Below are 19,027 nucleotides of genomic sequence, written 5' to 3' on the forward strand. Positions count from 1 at the left end.
GAACGACAGATACAAAAATGCCAGCGGTTAGGCTGGCATTTGGTTAAATTAAATTTTGCTCATGCGCTTACTTACTCGCATCTAACAAGCCAGCGGTTACGGTTGCAATGCCAGTACCTTGCGACAAGGTAAATTGTACAATTTGTGAGGTCATTTCTGCGTTGGCTGCTGCATCACCAGCATTTTGCTGAGAAATTACAGTGGAGTGGTCTGCTTCTGAAGATGCTTTGTCAAAATACGAAGCCAGCTTGTCTCCCGAAGAGTCCAGTGCAGTATTAACCAAGGATAACTTTTTAAACAGGGGTTCGGTACCTGCTGTTGGAAACTCAGCGACCGAGTTTGGTATCGTTTCGTCACCATTCGCTTGAATACCAAGCACAGGTCCCGTAGTTGTAGATGCAATATTATATGGGTCAACGTTATCTAGAACTGTTTGCGCAGCATAAGTGAATGAAGTAAGGGTCGAATCGATTGTCGCTTTGACTGCTTTGTCTGAGGCTGAAGCACTATCATTACTTAGGGCTGTGTAGTATTCATTAAAGCAATCACCACCTGACTTACTGACTGGCACACAGTTACTTACATAATGTGCTTGGTACTCGGTTACACTTGATAGGCTCACGGTGTGCTTAATCTCAGGAGAAAACGAGCCTGACTTAAGCAAGAAAGGTGCAATGCCACCACCTGGGTTAGCAAGTGTTGCACTTGTATAACTAAACATAGAATCAATAGCAGGGTTCAACGAACTGTTACCAACGGTATAAGAGCTGATACCTGTAATCGCCCCGATAGAATGCCCAAATAGAGACACATTCGTTTTGTCGAGGTTACTAAATGCTGCATCAGTAGCAGAATTTAACGCAAAACGAACTCCAAGACCATCAATGGCGCTCTGACGGATGTTATCTCGTGCAACAGGTAAATACTCAAGATTCATGTATACAGTAGGTGTTGTTGGTGTCGTAACAACATCTGCACTTAGTGCGCGTTGACCGTGAAGTGGTTGGTCGATAGCAATAATTGCATAGGGTTTGTATGGTGCTGCTCCAGTAAGTGCGCCGCCAATATGCTGCATCGCAAAAGCATAAGCACTCTCTTTGATGCTAGTGATACCGTGTTGGTACTGTAAAATTGGTAAACTGCTGTCGATAGCTGCTCCTTCAGGTACAAACATAACGAATGGCACTGACTTTGCTGCTCGAATTTGCGGTACAGCGCTGTATTTCGTCATAACTCTAGCGCTATCCAATTGCTCTCCGCTTGCAAGAGTTAACTTTTCTCCAATGAGTAATTGTTGGTACTCTGCTTGATAGAGTTGAGTAGCAGGCTCTGTGATCCCTAAACCTGCCAGCTGTGTAGCAATAGCTGTTTTGTCCGAGTCACTTCCTGAGCTGAGGACATTCAAGATAGTTAAAACACTAGGCATCGCACTGCGCCAAGGCGTTGTTTTCCACGCATTGTTAGTTAACGAATCTGACAGGAAGTACGGTAATTCAACTGTTCCTCGATACACTTGAATAGAAGCTGCTGCTGGTGTTGAAAAGTTAGTGTTATAACCCGCAGCTAATTGTGTTGCAGCATCGTCACCAAATGCACTCTTAAACATCGCGTCAGCTTGTACAGCTGTAGCAAAATCCTGTTTCGTTCCATCAACTGTAAATGTATACAGATTATCAAGATCAGCTTCCGAAATACTATTTGGATTCGCTAGGTTCTTCCATATATCAGACGGGGTAACTGCGGGGCTAACTGTTTGTGCAATTGCAGCTTTGGTCCCGTTCATAACGTTACCTGCCGACGCCGTAGTAAACCAAGATGAGTAGATGATTTCATCTGAGCTTGATACAGAACCATAGCCAGCGAACAACGCTTCAACTTGATGGATGATTTTCTGTGGTAAATCGAGCGAGCCTGCTTGGTCAATATCTTTCGTTTTTAAAGATGCGTAAGAGCTTGATGTTCCAAGTGGTTCATCTGCGCTATCAACAATTGAGTCAGTTAATGCATAGATGTAGTCAGAGCTAGGATCTAAACCTTTAAGAGGTAAAACTTGTATGGTCTTAAAATCGCTAGATGCCACTAAGTAGTCAACTCCAGCAGTTAGAGCAGTAAAGTTAGACATGACACCGGTGCTCAGGTCAACATCCACTTTAGCAACTTTTACACCGGCATTTAGGTGCGCGCTAAACGGTGTCGTACCCATCATCACGACATCATTCTTCAGCGTCCTATCACTTGGAAGATTCACATTGATAGTGAACGGCATGATAGTACTCCAACCATCAGCTTCACCCATGGCTACTTTTGGATCATTCAAGAGTCCCGTTGAATTTGCATCTAACGGAATATTTAGAGTGTGATCGTTGGTATCGAACAAGAAAAACGAAGGAAGAGGAACATCCGCTTCATTACCTAGAAGAGTGAAGCTAATTTTTGAACTTCTAGCTAATGATTGGTTGATTGCATCTGAATAAGGTGCCGCTGTTGAATCACCAGAGCTTTCACTATTGTCCCCACAGCCCGCAAGTAGTAATGCTGAGCATACGAGAGATAAAGAAAATTTGTTGTTCATGTAATTATTCCCGTACGGTTAGTTGAAGGTGTAGTTAAGTTGTATCGCTGAAAGGTAAGCAACGCCTTCAGCATCAAATGTAAGCTTTTGTCCCGCCGCATCAGTTTCGGTAAACGAACCGCTTTCACTTTGTACGAGTGCAAATGCAGCATCGACAGTCATATTCTCTGAAATAGAATAGGTGAGGCCTGCTGAATACCACATACGATCGCTGTCTGGAATGCTTAATGTCGCTTCACCAGCTTGCTCGTCATACGCTAGACCCGCTCGTACCGTCCAATTTTGATTAACCATGTAGGTTGCACCTACAGACCATCTTTGATTGTCTTCGTAATGTTCGGTTTTTAAGAAACATTCATTGTTTTTACAATCTGAACTAGTGGCTTTTAACTCTTTGAACTTACTCCACTTAGTTAACTGCCAACCATAGTGTATTGCCCAAGCATCGTTAAGTTGATGAAAAGCAGATAATTCGAAGATATCGGGAAGTTCAATTTCTAGGCGCCCTGTGGTTTTACCAGGAGCGCCGTTTTCCATTTTTAGACCTGTGTAATCAGTGAACTCACCGTCATCAAAGTCGAGTTCAACGGATGATCGGTAACCAAATCCAAAACGGTTGTACTCGTTCAGTTCATATAACGCTCCCACATTCCAACCAAAAGCAAAAGTCTCACCAGTCATCGAGATTAGTTTGTCACTTGGTGAGCCACCAACAGGAAGGCTGCCTTTGTGTCTGTTGAGCTCGGCCTCTGCATAAACAAAGTTAACGCCAGCTCCTACACTAAAACTATCGTTAACTCTGTACGCGATATTTGGATTTAAGTTGACTGAAATTAGTGATGTGTCACCTGCCAAATCACCTGCATAAATATCATCTGGGTAATCAGTGGCTACTCCGTAAGTCGTGAACATGCCAATTCCCCAAGCCCATTTGTCGTTGATAGGACTAATGTAATAAGCAGCAGGGACAATTTGTAAAGGAGCGACATCTGATGATTTTTGGTTGAAGTCGCTGTCATTGATTTTGGTTTGAGTAACGTCTACCTCTGGATCAACGATAGAAACCGCGCCTGAAAATTGGGCTGTATCAAATAGGGTCATTGCGGCGGGGTTTCTCGCTAGTACACTCGCGTTATCGGCTACAGCGCCTTCACCTGAGAATGCGCGACCAAGACCTGAGGCAGAATGCTCAGCAACTTGGAAACCAGCCGCAAGTGAATTGCATGCAAATAGCACTGAAAGAGAAACGAGAGAGCGTTGTATTGTTTTCATCCTTGACCCTCCTAGGGCATCGAATTTCATTATTATCGTTTGAAAACACACTGAGCATTGTTGGTGTTGAAGCTCTAATGTAAACAGCATGTTAAATTCATGTTTTATATAAAGTCAAAGAAATAGTTGCTATTTTGTGAGGTTATATTTTCGAGGGGCGGCACTTTAACAATAATAATATAATTACAATCAATAGTTTATTTGTGGTTGGAGGTGTGACCAGAATGTTTATGTTAGCTATTGGTACAAATAGTGTTCAATAGCTCAATATGTAACAACTTTGTTTATGTTTACCGCCGATCGCTAAATCGGCATAATATCGACACTCGTTAGAAGTCATTAAATTGGAATTTAAGTTTGGAATTACTCGCGATAGAGTTTCTTGGTAAACCACTTCGATTAGAAGGGTCAATGGCAGGGTGGCAACAGTTGTATTGGGACAACACTCTGGTATCTCAATTAGATGCGACCACAGACCAAGAAGACGCACGAACACACGAATTTACACTACGCGCTGGCGAAGAAACGTTGCAGTGTCACGTTGAGTCGACGGTTCAGTGGCAACCGTTTGAGATGACATATAAAGCATTGGTCAATGGCCAAACCATTTCCGAAGGCAATCGAAACACCAAAGATATCGAGCAACAAACCCCTGTTGTCGCTCCTAAACCAGAGAAGCGTTTTAGCCTAATTGGGTTGGTGTCGCTTGGTATGAAAGCGCTAAAAAGCGCCAAGCTAATCAAGGTCGTACTTGCTTCTGCGAGTTTAGCGGCCTATTCATGGTTATTTTCAATTCAGTTCGCTTTGGCCTTAATCGCCTGTTTAATGTTCCATGAGTACGGTCATATTAGAGCGATGAAATACTTCGGCATGAAAACCAAAGGGATCTATTTGATACCATTTCTTGGTGGCTTGGCGTTATCCGATGAAAAGATTAATACGCGTTGGCAAGATGTGGTTATCTCAATCATGGGGCCATTGTTCGGCCTGATATTGTCGTTAGTATTTATGGTGCTGTACTGGGCGACGGGCGAAATGTTCTTTGCCGGCCTTGCAGTATTTAATGCTCTATTAAACCTGTTCAATCTATTGCCGATTTTGCCTCTCGATGGCGGACATGTTCTTAAAAGTATCAGTTTCTCGATGAACAGCGTACTTGGCATTGTACTTTGTGTCGCGGCTGCCGTTGCTGGTGTGGTATTGAGTTATCAGTTGAATTTAACCCTGTTTGGTTTCTTATTGATCATGGGCAGTGTTGAAATACTGTTCGAATGGAAAGGACGTCATCACAGTCACTTGTTACCGTTAGACAAATACGGGCAAGTCGTGTCGTTCGTTTGGTATGTAGGTTTAGTGAGCAGTTTGATTGGTGTTATCTGGTATTTTGCATCTACTGGTGATCAGCTATTAAGCCTACCATTACAAATTCTTGGTACTTAACCAGTGAGTTTCTGTTGTTGGAATTATCCAGCTACTTAGTGCACTTGAACTGTTAGCAAGCAAGAAACTAAAAATGCCCTAACCAATATGGATAGGGCATTTTTGTATTTACACCAGGTAAGCGGATCTAACTTAGACTAAGCTTTGCAATTTGGTCTTGGTGAACCCGATTGAGGAAGCGTTTTTATCGTCGCTTGCAGATCTTTAATACGCGTGCTGTGGGAAGGGTGCGTAGAAAGCAATTCTGGCGGTTGATTACCACCTGATGCTTTCGCCATATTTTGCCACAAGTTGACACTTTGGTTTGGATCGAACCCTGCTTGAGCCATATACTCTAAACCAACCACATCGGCTTCAGACTCTTGAGTCCGCCCATACGGCAGAATAACGCCATATTGAACGCCTAATCCTAACGCGGCCATCGTCATACCTTGATATTGTTTGTACTCTGATGCACCTAACGCGACATTAGTAATAGACAAGCCAGTATTAGCGATTTGAGACTGAGACAGGCGCTCATTACTGTGGTCAGCTAGAACGTGTGCCACTTCGTGACCGATAACCGTCGCGAGTTGGTCTTGATTGACTGCGACCTTGAGTAAGCCCGTGTATACACCGATTTTGCCGCCAGGCAGAGCGAATGCATTCACTTGGTCACTATCAAACACAACAACTTCCCATTCACTAAAACCTTGTTTAGGAATATATTGAGTGATGCTGTTCGCTACGCACTGAACATAAGCGTTCGTTTTGGCATCTTTGCTGATGGGTTGTTCTTTCTTCATTTGTTCAAAAGACCGCGCTCCAAGCTGAGACATGTCTTTATCTGAAAAAAGCAGCAATTGGTTTCTACCTGTCGGAGAAGCGCTACACGCGGTTAGGCCTGTAAGTGTGAGAAGCGAGGCAAACTTCATCCATGACGTCATACAATTTCCTCTGTGTATTCGGTTTTTATGCATGTTAACATCAACTTGCGTAATAACTAAGGGCTGTAAGATAACTAACAGCCAGTAATATAGAAAAAAGCTATGCACGCGATAACAAGATCAATAATTAAGGAACCCACATGAGTATTTGGAAAAAGCCCGTTGACCTAGATACCTTCAACGCGACCTCAAAAAATACCTTAATTGAACATCTCAACATTGTTTACACCGAAGTAAATGACAATTCTTTGGTAGCAACCATGCCGGTTTGTCACTTTACGCACCAACCACTGGGTATGCTTCATGGCGGAGCATCGGTTGTGCTAGCAGAAACGCTTGGCTCATTGGCTGCAAACTTCTGCGTACCAGAAGGCTATTATTGCGTTGGGCTCGACATCAATGCGAACCACGTAAGATCAATGCGTGAAGGGCTCGTCATCGGTACTGCTGAGCCTATTCACTTGGGCGTCTCTACTCAAGTATGGCAGATCAATATCACTGATGAGCGTCAACGCTTAGTTTGTACCAGCCGCTTAACCATTGCCGTGAAGAAACATAAGCGATAACAGATTAGGCAGTCGTACGCTGGTTTTGTCTTTAGAAGAAGTAATCAGTACTTAGAACAAGCAATCAGTATTTAAAGAAGTAACCCGAGAAGCCCATGGTCATAACGTTTAAAAGTGGAAAAGTCATCGCAACCGCACATGAATTGGTTGTTCGTTTAGATGGTGAGCACAGAGTCACGCTGCAAGCCCAAGTTGATGCAATTCAATTGATCGGAAAAGGGGCAAATGTCATTTCAGCTAACGGTTCTGAGTGTAAATGGTCGATAAAATTAGACGATGAACAGCAGCTTCGTGAAATCGCTAATGAAACTGGCTGCGATGTAATGTAATCCTTTACGGTAAAAGCACTTAACCCTTCAGGTTCAATAACATCTTAGGATGTCGTACTCAATAATTCACAATAAAATCGTGTCAGTAATATTGATTTTACGCCATAAAATAGGGAAACTGAATTCAATGTCCTTTGAATAAGTTTTCCTCTTTATGAGCAGCCCAAGACTTCGCGTTCAATTTGAAACCCTGTTTGAATACTTCGATGGTAAAGATTCTGATGTTCAACTCGACGACATCACGGATGTGCTCTGTTGTACCCGTCGTAATGCCCGAATGGTACTCAACAAGCTTGAGGAAGAAGGATGGGTCGAATGGTTACCGGCAGCGGGTCGAGGGAAGTTATCTCAACTTATCTTTAAGCAAAATCGTTGTGATGTGAGCGAGAACTTAGCGAGACGCTACTTACAGGAAGGCAAAATTGGACAGGCGCTGTCAGTGCTTGATCACAATGCTGCCAAACTCACCCAAGTCATTCAAAACTACTTAGGTGTGCAATATCAAGAGGGCGAACAGGTCATTCGTTTGCCTTATTATCGTCCGCTATCCATGCTTAATCCGACAAAGTCTATGCGTCGTTCAGAGCAACACATCGCCTGCCAAGTCTTCAGTGGTTTAACGCGTTTGGATGAAAACGATCAGCTCCAGCCTGATCTTGCTCACTCGTGGCAGCAGATCAGTGACTATCAATGGCGGTTCTTCTTGCGGCCAGGTGTTCGTTTTCATAACGGGGAACCTCTGTTAACTAATCATGTTGTGGATACACTTCTTGCCCTCGAACCTCTCAACATGTTTTCGCATATCAAAGATGTCTCTTCACCTGCAAATTGTGTTGTAGATGTTTTCCTCACACGTCCAGACAAGTATTTTCCACTCGCATTAACGGAGTCGGTCGCTAAAGTCACTTTACCGGTCACTTTACGTGGTGAAGACTATGATATTCGACCGATTGGAACAGGGCCTTACCGCATCGAGAAGAACGACGAGAAACAACTCGTGTTAACGGCTTTTAACGGATATTTTGGTTTCAGACCGTTAATTGATCGCGTTGAAGTTTGGGTGGTGGATGAGGCTTATTCATCAATGGTTTATCCAAGTCTTTCTAAGCCTGTAATGGCCGACCGCGGCGATAGCGATGAAGTAGAGCTCGATCCGGGCTGTACGTATCTATTACTCAACAGAAAGAAAGGTATAGCGCAAGATCCCGCTTGGGCGGAGTTTTTATCAAACGCGTTAAATGCTGCCGATCTTTTTGTACATATACCAAAAGAAACCGTCATTGATTTGGGCGTTTTGCATGCTTATGGCATCAAGCCTGGTTGGTACGATATCAAGCTAAAGGTTCCGGAATGTCCACCAGCCGATAGTAAGCCTGCAATAAAGTTAGCTTACCAATGCCAGCATCCAATGTTTCCTACGCTCGCGAAGGCCATTGTTACTGTGCTTAAGCAATATAATGTTGATGTTGAGCTTTTGGGTTACGAAACCGATCCACCGCATGCTGATGATGTGGACATCTGGATTAACCCTATGGGAATTGCGAATAACAGAGACGACGCACTGGCATGTTGGCTTATGGATTATAGTTTCCTCGATGAATCGAGTCCCGCAGACGATTTTGATCAATGGTGCCATATGATTGATCGTTGGCGCTCTGGTGAATTTGAACAGTTTCCAGCAAGGCAACTCGGTAAGCAACTGGTACAAAGCAACCAATTGATTCCGATGTTCCATTGTTGGTTAGGCGTAAACAAAGACCAATGTGGTACCTTACAAAACGCGAAGTGCAATGCGCTTGGTTGGTTTGATTTTAGCCAAGTATGGGTTAAACCTGACGTTGATTAATACACGGCTAACCTCTGCAAGGACAAGGAAAGACCGATGCAAACCGTTTTAGTAACCCTGATTACGCTGGTGGCGTTTGCTGCTAATTCAGTTTTGTGTCGCTGGGCCTTAATGGATCAAACGATTGATCCTTTGAGCTTTTCGATCGTGCGCATCTTGTCTGGTGCATTTACGCTTCTGATTTTATTAACGTTATCTTCCCAATCTAAGTCTAAACGTGTGTTAACAAACAACACATCGCTATACACAAAGCTCAAATCACAGTTTCAACTCACATCAATATTGTCACTGCTCGTGTATATGTTTGGCTTTTCGTTCGCTTACTTAGAGCTTGGCGCAGGTCTTGGTGCTCTGGTGTTGTTTGTCGCGGTGCAATTTACGATGATTGCCGCGCACTTGTTTTCTGGCAACAGAATGTCGCTCATTGAGTGGGGCGGGTGTATGTTATCGGTGGCAGGGCTTGTTTACTTGTTAATGCCAACGGAATCGACTCAAGCCCCCGACTTAGTTTCGATTATCTTAATGTATCTGGCCGGAATTGGGTGGGGCATTTACACATTGGCAGGAAAGAAATCGTCAAACGCACTGCAATCGACCACCGCTAACTTTGGATTCAGCTCGCTAGTTATCCTTATGGCATTGAGCTTATTAGTTTTTATACCTAATGCGTTAACGAGAGTGTCTATCACTGAACAAGGTTTGATTTACGCGGTTATATCGGGCTCTGTGGCTTCTGGTGTGGGTTATAGTTTGTGGTATTACGTAGTGAAAAAACTGAATACAGTGGTTGCGTCTATTGCACAGCTTTCTGTTCCAGTTATCGCAACACTTGGTGGCGTATTACTGTTATCTGAACCTGTCACTATGCAATTTATAGTTTCATCAACCGTTATACTTCTTGGGATAAGCTTGGTTCTTGTCGCTCCTAAATTTAAGAAATAAAGAGTTCAATCATTAACTTCTATGGCTAAACCAAACAAGAAACAACCGACCAAGACGGTTCAGATTTTCTGTGCCAAATGTAAAACGCAGCTTTTTAAGTATCGGAAAGGTGGTAAAGGTGCACTCGTGAAATGTTTTAAGGAGCGTATCGTTGAAGATTTCACGACAGAGCCATGTGTGTGCCCTGAATGCGGGATTGAATTTGCGCGAGACACTTTGGTTCGAGGTACGCCAGCCTACAAGTTTGTTGGTGGCAAGGTAACGATGAAATAACCTGTCACGATGAAACGACCAGTCATATTAAAACGAGCAAACAATGCTGAAACAAAAATGCCACAGCACGGTCTGTGTGTGGCATTTCAACGTTGCTTTTGATACTCAGAGTAAAGAATTGAGCTCAGTGAGTTCTGACACGCCCTTGAAGCTTAAGAAGTAATAGCGAGACAATTGCGCCAGTGGTGTCACACAGCATATCTTTCTGTGCATCCCAAATATCGCCTTGTGAGCCAAGGAACGCGATACCTTCATCACCACCTGCAATCTCCGCGTACCACCACTCGATAATTTCATAACCCGCAGCAACACTCATGATCGCAAATAGCGCAAAGAAACATGCCAGTACCGGTTGAGCCAGTTTTTTACGAATCAAGAACTCAGCGAGTGGGTAAGCATAAAGGCCAATAGAGAAATGCGCGACACGGTCAAAGTTATTCCGTTCAGAACCTATCATGTTGTTGAACCAATCAAATGGCACTTCAGCGAAGGTGTATTTCGCGCCTATCGTATGCAAAATCAGCCAGATAAACATCAAAACGTAGGCTGTCTTAGTGAAGGTGAGCTTGGTTGATAACCACCAGATTCCCACCAATATCGCAAGCGCTGGGACAATTTCGGCAATCCATACCGCTCTTGAAGAGGGAGCAAACGCTGAAAATAGAAATACAATCAGATACAGCGTCGTCAATGACAATAATGGTCGATTTTGAGCAAGTGGCGTGATTGTCATATCAAGATCTCTCGTCGAAGTTTTTATTAGTGTTACACAATAATGAACAGTGTTCAATTGGGCTTTAATCACCAGTTTTGTTGAAAAGTAGCGTTATCGCCCAGTATCTAGACAAACGGTTGCTAGAGTTTCACAAAAGTTTGATTTACAACAAAGCGATCCTTAAAATCGCTCTATTACTACATAACAAGAAAGAAAGTCATGAAACTGGAAACTGTCGATTACCTTGCTGACGACGCAGCAGAACAATTTGTTCGCTCTCTACGTGAAACTGGTTTTGGTGTTCTTAAGAACCACCCAATCCCGAAAGAGCTTGTTGAGTCAATTTACGAAAACTGGTACCAATTCTTCATCTCTGAAGAAAAAGAGAACTTCCACTTTAATGTTGAAACACAAGATGGATATTTTCCACCTTCAGTATCTGAAGTTGCTAAGGGCCACACTGTAAAAGACATCAAAGAGTACTTTCACGTATACCCTTGGGGCCAAATCCCTGAACAGCTCAAAGAACAGATTCTAGATTACTACCAACGTGCGAATGCTTTTGCTCAGGAGCTGCTAGGTTGGGTTGAAGCTCATGCTCCTCAAGAAGTACAAGAGAAATTCTCTATTGCGTTATCAGAAATGATTAACGGCAGTGAACAGACTTTGCTTCGTGTTCTTCACTACCCACCAATGCAAGGTGATGAAGAGCCAGGTGCAATCCGCGCTGCGGCACACGAAGACATCAACTTATTGACTGTTCTTCCTGCAGCAAACGAGCCGGGCCTTCAAGTTAAAGCACAAAATGACGAGTGGTTAGATGTTCCATGTGACTTCGGTAACATGATCATCAACATCGGTGACATGCTTCAAGAAGCATCAGGTGGTTACTTCCCATCGACAACTCACCGTGTAATCAACCCATCAGGTGAACGCCAAGAGAAGTCTCGTATCTCTTTGCCTCTATTCCTTCACCCGAAACCAGAAGTAGTGCTATCTGAAAAGTACACAGCAAACGAATACCTAATGGAACGTCTAAGAGAGCTTGGCGTTATCTAATGAGTTAAATGCTTAGTCCCTAATACTGGATAGATGTGAAAGGTCAGCTAAATTGCTGACCTTTTTTGCATCTGTAGCAAAAAATAGCTCCTGTATTGCTTACGGTTGCGTTCGACTAAACGGTATTCAGTCTTGACGGTAAAAAGTGTCTTTAAGCCAAGCGATAGAAAGTTGTTTGTCCTTAAGCTCGACAAATCGTAGAAAATCGCTTTCAATTAAAGAAGATACGCAACGGATGAGAAACAGATTACTTATAGAACCACTGTTTTGAAAATCCATTAATTCAGAAAAGCTAACTGAGTCAACTATGTCGAATCATCAAGATGTGCGAGCAAACTTTCACTGCCATATGGAAAACCCATTGCTTTGGCCGATAATGGAAGTGCTTAAGCAAAAGCCAAGCGGCTGGAAAGTACATACATTGGCGGCTCATTTGAACGACCTTGGGTTTGTGCCAGTGTTAGACTCGATACCTGAGAAAGAGTTGTTTAAAAAGAACTTCCTGATCATGAATGCGCTTTATCAGCTTCAAGAAACTTTACATCCTGATGGTTGGCTCCAAGTCCAAGCGATGGACATTGAATTGATGAACGGTCGTTATCACGGAAGCAACCACAACATCGATCGTCAAGATCCACTTCGAGACTACTATATTAATTGGGTTAACTATGAAGCGGATGAAGGTGAAGTTAAAAGACTGTTGAACGAATTTTGGACTCGGTACCGGAAGTTTGTTGGTGGTGATGAGCTCGATATGGATCGAAGCCGAGCGTTGAACTTATTTGAGCTACCCATAGACGCCACTCACCATGAGATTAGAAAACGTTGGCGACAACTGGCGTTGAGATGGCATCCAGACCGAGACGAGGGTAACACCGCAAAATTTCAGACGCTCTGTGAAGCATGGCATGTATTACGAAGCTCATAATCGACAGTCACTTTTAACTGCCTAGCTGGGTGGAACCCTAAAATATAAAGCCCCATATTGTGAGTGACACAAGTGGGGCTTTGTCGAAATTATGTTATGTTTTGGGTAACTACGTTATGTGTTGTAGCGACTTAAGTTGTTGGTGCTAGGAGTGATCTTTGCTCTCACCACTTTTATGCTCAAAGGCATAGTCGAGTACTTTACGGATATAAGGTGCGCCGACTTTCGAGCCGCCGTTACCGTGTTCAATGACCACAGTCGCGACATATTCAGGGTGTTCATAAGGTGCGAAAGCTGTGTAAAGCGCGTGGTCAAGTAGATGCCTAGCGAGTTTCTTCGAGTTGTAGACCTGATCTTTCGCAAGATCAAACACTTGTGCAGTTCCTGATTTACCGCCGCTCGTGTATTTAGTTCCCTTAAATGCACGCCTGCCGCTGCCTCGACTTCCGTGGTTCACGAGTCGCATCGCGTTGATGGGCACATCCCAAATTCTATCCGGTACTTCAGTGATTGAGGGCATTGGCTCCGGTTCGACAAGTTGTTGTGTACTGAAATCTTCGCCGTGATCTAAGGTTGCTCTCAAGATATGAGGGGGCATCACCTTACCATGATTAACTAATACTGATGTTGCTTTAGCAAGTTGCATTGGAGTGGATGTCCAATAACCTTGGCCAATACCAATCGGAACTGTGTCGCCCTGATACCAAGGGGTGCGATAACGCATCATTTTCCATTCTCGAGTCGGCATGTTGGCGGTACTTTCTTCATAGATGTCGATACCTGTCGGTTCACCAAATCCAAATCGGTTCATCCAACTTGAGATTCGGTCAATACCCAAATCAAAAGCGGTTTGATAAAAGAATGAATCCACAGACTCTTCAATCGCTTGGGTGACATCAACAGGCCCGTGCCCCCAACGTTTCCAGTCACGCCACGATTTGGAGTTTCGTTTAGAGCCAGGAATTCTCCATACCCCATGGTCGTTACGAATTGTATCTTCAGAGATAACATGCTCTTGCAGTCCTGCCACAGCCATAAATGGTTTAACAGTTGATGCAGGAGGATAAACACCTAGAGTCGTACGGTTTACCAACGGGTGAGCAGGGTCATTCAATAAGCGTTGATAGTTCTTACTCGAAATGCCGTCGACAAAAAGGTTAGGGTCGTAACTCGGGCTTGATGCCATCGCTAACACGCTGTTGTCTTTTGGATCGAGAATAACTGCGCTGCCAGTTCTATGGTCAAGTTGCTCAAAAACGTATTTTTGCAGTTCAAGGTCGATATTTAGCACGATATCTTTGCCGGCTACTGGCGGCACGTATTCAATCGTTCGAACAACTCGTCCGCGGCTATTTACTTCTACTTCCTGATAGCCCTTGGTTCCATGTAGGATATCTTCGTAATAACGCTCAACGCCGAGTTTACCTATGATTGTTGTAGCTTGATAATTCGCATCTATCCCTTGTTCTTCAAGTTTTCTTAGATCGCTATCGTTGATATGCGCCACGTAACCAAGAACGTGGGTAAGAACCTCACCATTCGGGTAAAAACGCTTTAAGCTGGTATCGATAGATAACCCGGGGAACTGGTACTGATGAACAGAGAACTTCGCAATCTCTTCTTCCGTTAAGTTCTCTAGAATGGTCACTGATTTAAAACGGCGGGTGTTGTGATAACGTTTTTTGAAACGAGCGATCTGCTCGGCATCACGTGGGACGTATTTGTCTAGCTTGGCGAGCATTGCATCGACATCATCGGTTTGCTCTGGAATCATAGTCAGATCAAAGACAAGTTTGTTCTCTGCAAGCAACACGCCGTTACGGTCGTAAATAAGTCCACGAGTAGGGGCGATAGGTAATACTTTGATTCTGTTGCCATCGGCACGAGTTTGATAGCTTTTAAAATTTTCAACTTGAAGTCGGTATAGATTACCGACTAAGACAAGAGTGAACATCAAGATCCCACAAAACGCGACGATTACGCGGTTTTTGAATAGGTTCACTTCGATTTTATGGTCACGCATCTTAACGCGTTTATGGTTCATTGAAGCCTCAAGAGATTGTTACATTTGGTTACACTTGTCGAATCGGGACTTTATCTGAATATCACTAGGGTTTTGTAAAAGCTATGTCATGATTTTTGGGATCGACAGTATTAGGTGGCGGTAAACAACGTGTTTAATTTTATTATTTCACAAGATGATAAGTAATTGATGTAAAGATTGGTTTTATGAATTTATAGCGTTGGAGAGTCTTGATAACACAAGACTTCAGGTAAATAGAGGTTAGATAAATTTACGGCCCTCAGAATGAGAGCCGTAGAAGGTTAATTTGCTTATTTAGTGGCTTAGAAGCTTTAGTAAACTAAAAGCTTAGAACTTCAAAAGCCTAGAAGCACAATAAATCCGATATTTAACGAAATCAGTTCGAAGGCTTGAACTGAGATTTACGCATACGGTTCAGAGCAGCCATCACATCTAATGTTCTTGGCTTCGCTAGGTCACCGTAGTTAGGCATATTAGCGTGCCATTCGTTTTCTAAAATAGCGTTGAACTCTTTCGCAGGGTTGCTTGACCAACCTGGAGTTTGCGCGAATTGGAACCAAGCCCAACCGATCGCGTTCACTTCAGACGGTGATTCTAACTGCTCAAGCGCAGAAAGGTCTGCGAACTCTTTACCAAAACGCAGTGACTCTTTGCCTTTAGCATTAACACGGAATTTACCGTCAGTCAGAATGTTCATCAGTGAAGCACGGTTCAATGAACGCGGTACAAACGTTTCTAAAGCAGTTTCACATTCGTTAGTACGCTGAGTCGGGTGCTGAGCAATCACGTCTTTTGCTTTTTCAGTCACATCTACCGCTTGGTAGTCGTGCATTTGAATCACAGTGTTCGCGACATCTAGGTAATCGCCAGAGCCGCCCATTACAACAATGGTAGAGATATCTATCTCTTCACGAAGCTGACCAATGCGGTCGACAAGTGGTGTGATTGGCTCATCGCCTTTTGACACGAGTGCTTGCATACGCTCATCACGAATCATGAAGTTAGTCGCTGACGTATCTTCATCAATAAGTAGAGTTTGAACGCCGGCTTCAATCGATTCTTGTAACCAAGCCGCTTGAGACGTAGAGCCTGACGCATCTTGTGTGCTGAAATCAGACGTGTCTTTCTTCATTGGTAAATGGTTGATGTAGTTTGACAGGTTCAAGCTGTGTACACATCGGCCATCTTCAGCGCGAATCTTCATCGTATCAATTGCAGTTACAATGCCTTCGCGACCGTCACCAGGAATATGGTTGTAGATAGAACGTTCAACGGCGTTCAACAGCGTCGATTTACCATGGAAACCACCACCAACGATCAGCGTTATGCCTTTTGGAATACCTAGGCCTGTCACGTCGCCTTGGTTTGGAGTGTTTAAAGTAACACTCAGCGATTCTGGAGCTGCGAAAGGTACCGCGTCTTTCATTGGAAGGTCGCAGTTACCTGCGATACGCGGTAACACACTGCCGTTTGCAACGAATGCCGCTAGGTTCTTTTCATCCAATTGAGCACGCAGTGCTTCTTGGTCTTCAATCGTTTCACAATGTTTGATCATTGCATCGATGTTTAACTCACGCTCAAGCGTCGCACGACGAATAAACTTCGGTAAGTAGAAAGTGATGATGTTGTTCGCTTTCTTAGCAAGAATGCTACGACCATCAGCTGGTAGATTAATACGGAAACGAATTTCGATGCCGTGGTCTGTGAATACAACAGCTGTGTTGTCTAAGACGGTTTGACCCGTCAGGGCGATAGACACGGTCGATTCTTGTTTCGCGAACTCAGAGAAGCTACGTGCGATAAAGTCACGAGCGGCTACTTGGTATTCGTAAGATTTTTCTTTCAGCCAATCTAACCCGGTCAAAGACCACGCGCGCGTTGCACGAAAACGAGAAGCTGACGCGTACGGGTCACCTTGGATGTGGTCGATGTGTAATTCAAAATCAGCAAAGTCGTATTGACCTTTAATTTGTTGATATGCACGGTAGTTTTGTTTTTCGAGCTTTTTAAGCTTTGCAGTCAACTGATCCATAACGAGGAATGCCTATAGTAAGGGGAAAGATAAAAACAGAAAGGCGGCGATTATAAAAATCACCACCTTTAGAGTAAAGAGAAAGTAGACCTAAATCCAAAACTAACTGCTCTTTTTTGCTTTAAGCGTAACGAGTTATCCCCAAATAGTTTTGATTGATTAAGCTGTGTTCGAATTCTTGGCTCGGCATTGGTCTTCCGTAAAGGTAACCTTGGCCCACATCACAGCCTTCATTAATAATAAATTGCTCCTGAACCTCGGTTTCTATGCCTTCAATCGTCACTTTTAAGTCGAGCTTTTTGGCAATTTGGACAATAGAACGAACAATTTCCGAGTCTTCGTGTGAGTTGAGCATTTGGTCGATAAAGCTCTTATCAATCTTAATGGTGTCGAATGGGAACTTCTTCAGATAACTGAAGGAGGCGTAGCCCGTACCGAAGTCATCTAGTGACAATGTAATGCCAATATCGTGCAAAGATCCCAAGGTATTCTTGGCAACCACTTCATCTGCAATCAGTCCGCTCTCCGTAACTTCAAGTTCTAAGAAACGAGGCTCTAAATGATAGGTTTCGAGTAGGTGAACCACTTGTTCCGCAAAGTGTACGTTCTTGAGTTGAATGGCAGATACATTCACGGCCATTTTGAAATCGTCGACGTATTCGGACCACTCTTTGGCTTTTTCAATCGCGTTGCGTAGAACAAAGCTGCCCACTTCGAAAATCAAACCGTTTTGCTCGGCCATGTGGATCAGGGTTTCGTTAGAGATGTCGCCCAAAACAGGATGTCGCCAACGAAGCAAAGCTTCTGCACCCACCCAACGATGCGTCAACGGACAAACTTTGGGTTGAAAGTAGAGCATAAGGTCATCATTACGAACGGCTTGAAGCAAATAGCCTTCGATCTTATTAATGTGGGTTTGCTCTTCGGTATGGGATTGAGAATAGTAAGCGAACTTTTGTCCTGAATCTTTACACGCTAACATCGCTTCAGAAGATTTCTGCAGAATGCTTTCCGCGTCATCTTCGCCGTTCGTAATTGCAATCCCTATAAAGGCATGTAAATGCACTTTGTCACTTTCGATATCGAATTCTGAATGACCAACTTTAACGAGCGTCTGGCAAAGTTCTTCTAAGCGCTGGTGCAAATCTTTAACGCTAAACGCCAATACGAGATCTACCGAAGTAGGGCGTGCAGTTAATACATCGATATCAGACATACTGTCGATGCGTTTTCGGTATTCAACAAGCACTTGGTCTAACGCGTTATAGCCGTATCGTGCTTGTATGCGTCTACCGTTGGTAAAACCAATATGAACGACTGCAAATGAGCTGTCTGTCAGCCTTCTCTGTGACAGTAGCTTGTGGTTTAAGCGAGATTCAAATGCGTTTCGGTTTAAAAAGCCGGTGCCGAGGTCGTGATTCTTTTGGAAGTTAATCTTCTGTTCAGCCGCTTTTCGTTTATCAATTTCTTGATTCAACGAGTAATTAAGGCTCGCGAGATCTTTAGTGCGATTGTAAACGCGGTTTTTTAGGTCGCGATTCATTTGGGTAAGCTTGGCGTGTTGGAATAGGGTTTTAAGCTGAGATTCAATCGAAGTCCGAAAGCTCTCTAACAGTTTGATATAAGTAGGGGTGTAGTGATTCTCTTTCGAGTCCAAGATACAAATGGTGCCAAACAGTTCACCGTTAGGCCAAAGTAATGGAATACCACAATAGGAGACTAAGCCGAGTTTGATGTCTGGGTTGTTGTCCCACTTAGGATCGGCAAGCGCGTTAGGCACAAGAAGCTGTCGTTGAGTTTCCATCACTGTTTCGCAGTACAGCCCATTCCCCAGCGTTTCAGAATCACCTTTGTTGTATGGGTTGTTCTCGCTACGACTGGTTGAAAAAACTTCAATGTAATTGGCGTGAACACGCATGATCAGTGCTGCGGGCACTTGAGTAATTTGAGCTAAGAGGTCGACAATATTCTGCCAACCGTGCTCCATATCGTCTGGGATATCTAAATCGAGAGTTTTTATTTTCTTCATATGACTCCGAGTCAATTATGCTAAATGCATCAACACATCCTGTGTTAATTATGA

At 43.6% G+C, this 19,027-nt stretch carries 15 protein-coding genes; 8 read left to right on the forward strand and 7 right to left on the reverse strand.

Going from position 1 to position 19,027, the window contains the following annotated elements; translation table 11 throughout:
- Positions 1-67: 67 nt before the first annotated feature.
- Together OCV19_RS18210 and OCV19_RS18215 are read right to left on the reverse strand one after the other, a co-directional pair.
- On the reverse strand, positions 68-2,572 hold the full coding sequence (locus OCV19_RS18210) for a VolA/Pla-1 family phospholipase (protein WP_065675339.1): 2,505 nt from the start codon (positions 2,570-2,572) through the stop codon (positions 68-70).
- 18 nt (positions 2,573-2,590) lie between these two features.
- Complete coding sequence (locus OCV19_RS18215) at positions 2,591-3,844, reverse strand: outer membrane protein transport protein (RefSeq protein WP_048660195.1); 1,254 nt, start codon at positions 3,842-3,844, stop codon at positions 2,591-2,593.
- Between the two features lie 357 nt (positions 3,845-4,201).
- Here OCV19_RS18215 and OCV19_RS18220 point away from each other — a divergent pair, with 357 nt between their 5' ends.
- Positions 4,202-5,284, forward strand: a complete 1,083-nt coding sequence (locus OCV19_RS18220; RefSeq protein WP_065675338.1) for a site-2 protease family protein — start codon at positions 4,202-4,204, stop codon at positions 5,282-5,284.
- Between the two features lie 137 nt (positions 5,285-5,421).
- On the opposite strand, the gene OCV19_RS18225 is transcribed toward OCV19_RS18220, so the two are convergent.
- Positions 5,422-6,210, reverse strand: coding sequence for a M48 family metallopeptidase (locus OCV19_RS18225; RefSeq protein WP_065675337.1), 789 nt, complete (start codon positions 6,208-6,210; stop codon positions 5,422-5,424).
- A 140-nt stretch (positions 6,211-6,350) separates the two neighbouring features.
- Between OCV19_RS18225 and OCV19_RS18230 the strand changes: the two genes are divergently transcribed.
- The 5 genes from OCV19_RS18230 (at position 6,351) to OCV19_RS18250 (ending at position 10,166) form a co-directional block, all read left to right on the forward strand.
- Positions 6,351-6,776, forward strand: coding sequence for a hotdog fold thioesterase (locus OCV19_RS18230; protein WP_065675336.1), 426 nt, complete (start codon positions 6,351-6,353; stop codon positions 6,774-6,776).
- A 95-nt stretch (positions 6,777-6,871) separates the two neighbouring features.
- Positions 6,872-7,105: a DUF3389 domain-containing protein gene (locus tag OCV19_RS18235; protein WP_065675335.1), complete on the forward strand. Its 234-nt coding sequence runs from the start codon at positions 6,872-6,874 to the stop codon at positions 7,103-7,105.
- 154 nt (positions 7,106-7,259) lie between these two features.
- On the forward strand, positions 7,260-8,951 hold the full coding sequence (locus tag OCV19_RS18240; RefSeq protein WP_055319517.1) for an SgrR family transcriptional regulator: 1,692 nt from the start codon (positions 7,260-7,262) through the stop codon (positions 8,949-8,951).
- Between the two features lie 36 nt (positions 8,952-8,987).
- Positions 8,988-9,893, forward strand: a complete 906-nt coding sequence (locus OCV19_RS18245) for a DMT family transporter (RefSeq protein WP_065675334.1) — start codon at positions 8,988-8,990, stop codon at positions 9,891-9,893.
- A gap of 21 nt (positions 9,894-9,914) precedes the next feature.
- Positions 9,915-10,166, forward strand: a complete 252-nt coding sequence (locus OCV19_RS18250; RefSeq protein WP_017067298.1) for a hypothetical protein — start codon at positions 9,915-9,917, stop codon at positions 10,164-10,166.
- Between the two features lie 124 nt (positions 10,167-10,290).
- Here OCV19_RS18250 and OCV19_RS18255 read toward each other — a convergent pair whose 3' ends face one another.
- Positions 10,291-10,899 (reverse strand): DUF2238 domain-containing protein, encoded by a 609-nt coding sequence (locus tag OCV19_RS18255; RefSeq protein WP_065675333.1) that lies wholly within the window; start codon positions 10,897-10,899, stop codon positions 10,291-10,293.
- Between the two features lie 201 nt (positions 10,900-11,100).
- On the opposite strand from OCV19_RS18255, the gene OCV19_RS18260 reads away from it, so the two are divergent.
- Positions 11,101-11,940 carry an isopenicillin N synthase family dioxygenase gene (locus OCV19_RS18260; RefSeq protein ID WP_009845327.1) on the forward strand — a complete coding sequence of 280 codons (840 nt, stop codon included), beginning with the start codon at positions 11,101-11,103 and terminating at the stop codon, positions 11,938-11,940.
- A 307-nt stretch (positions 11,941-12,247) separates the two neighbouring features.
- A complete protein-coding gene (locus OCV19_RS18265) occupies positions 12,248-12,868 on the forward strand; it encodes a DNA-J related domain-containing protein (protein ID WP_065675332.1) in 621 nt (206 codons plus the stop codon).
- Between the two features lie 145 nt (positions 12,869-13,013).
- On the opposite strand, the gene mrdA is transcribed toward OCV19_RS18265, so the two are convergent.
- From mrdA to OCV19_RS18280, 3 genes are all read right to left on the reverse strand, one after another.
- Positions 13,014-14,912, reverse strand: coding sequence for a penicillin-binding protein 2 (gene mrdA / locus OCV19_RS18270; RefSeq protein ID WP_065675331.1), 1,899 nt, complete (start codon positions 14,910-14,912; stop codon positions 13,014-13,016).
- A 376-nt stretch (positions 14,913-15,288) separates the two neighbouring features.
- Complete coding sequence (locus tag OCV19_RS18275; protein WP_065675330.1) at positions 15,289-16,944, reverse strand: ABC-ATPase domain-containing protein; 1,656 nt, start codon at positions 16,942-16,944, stop codon at positions 15,289-15,291.
- 121 nt (positions 16,945-17,065) lie between these two features.
- A complete protein-coding gene (locus OCV19_RS18280) occupies positions 17,066-18,973 on the reverse strand; it encodes a sensor domain-containing phosphodiesterase (RefSeq protein WP_065675329.1) in 1,908 nt (635 codons plus the stop codon).
- Between the last annotated feature and the right edge of the window lie 54 nt (positions 18,974-19,027).

The organism is Vibrio celticus, assembly GCF_024347335.1.
Lineage (GTDB): Bacteria > Pseudomonadota > Gammaproteobacteria > Enterobacterales > Vibrionaceae > Vibrio > Vibrio celticus.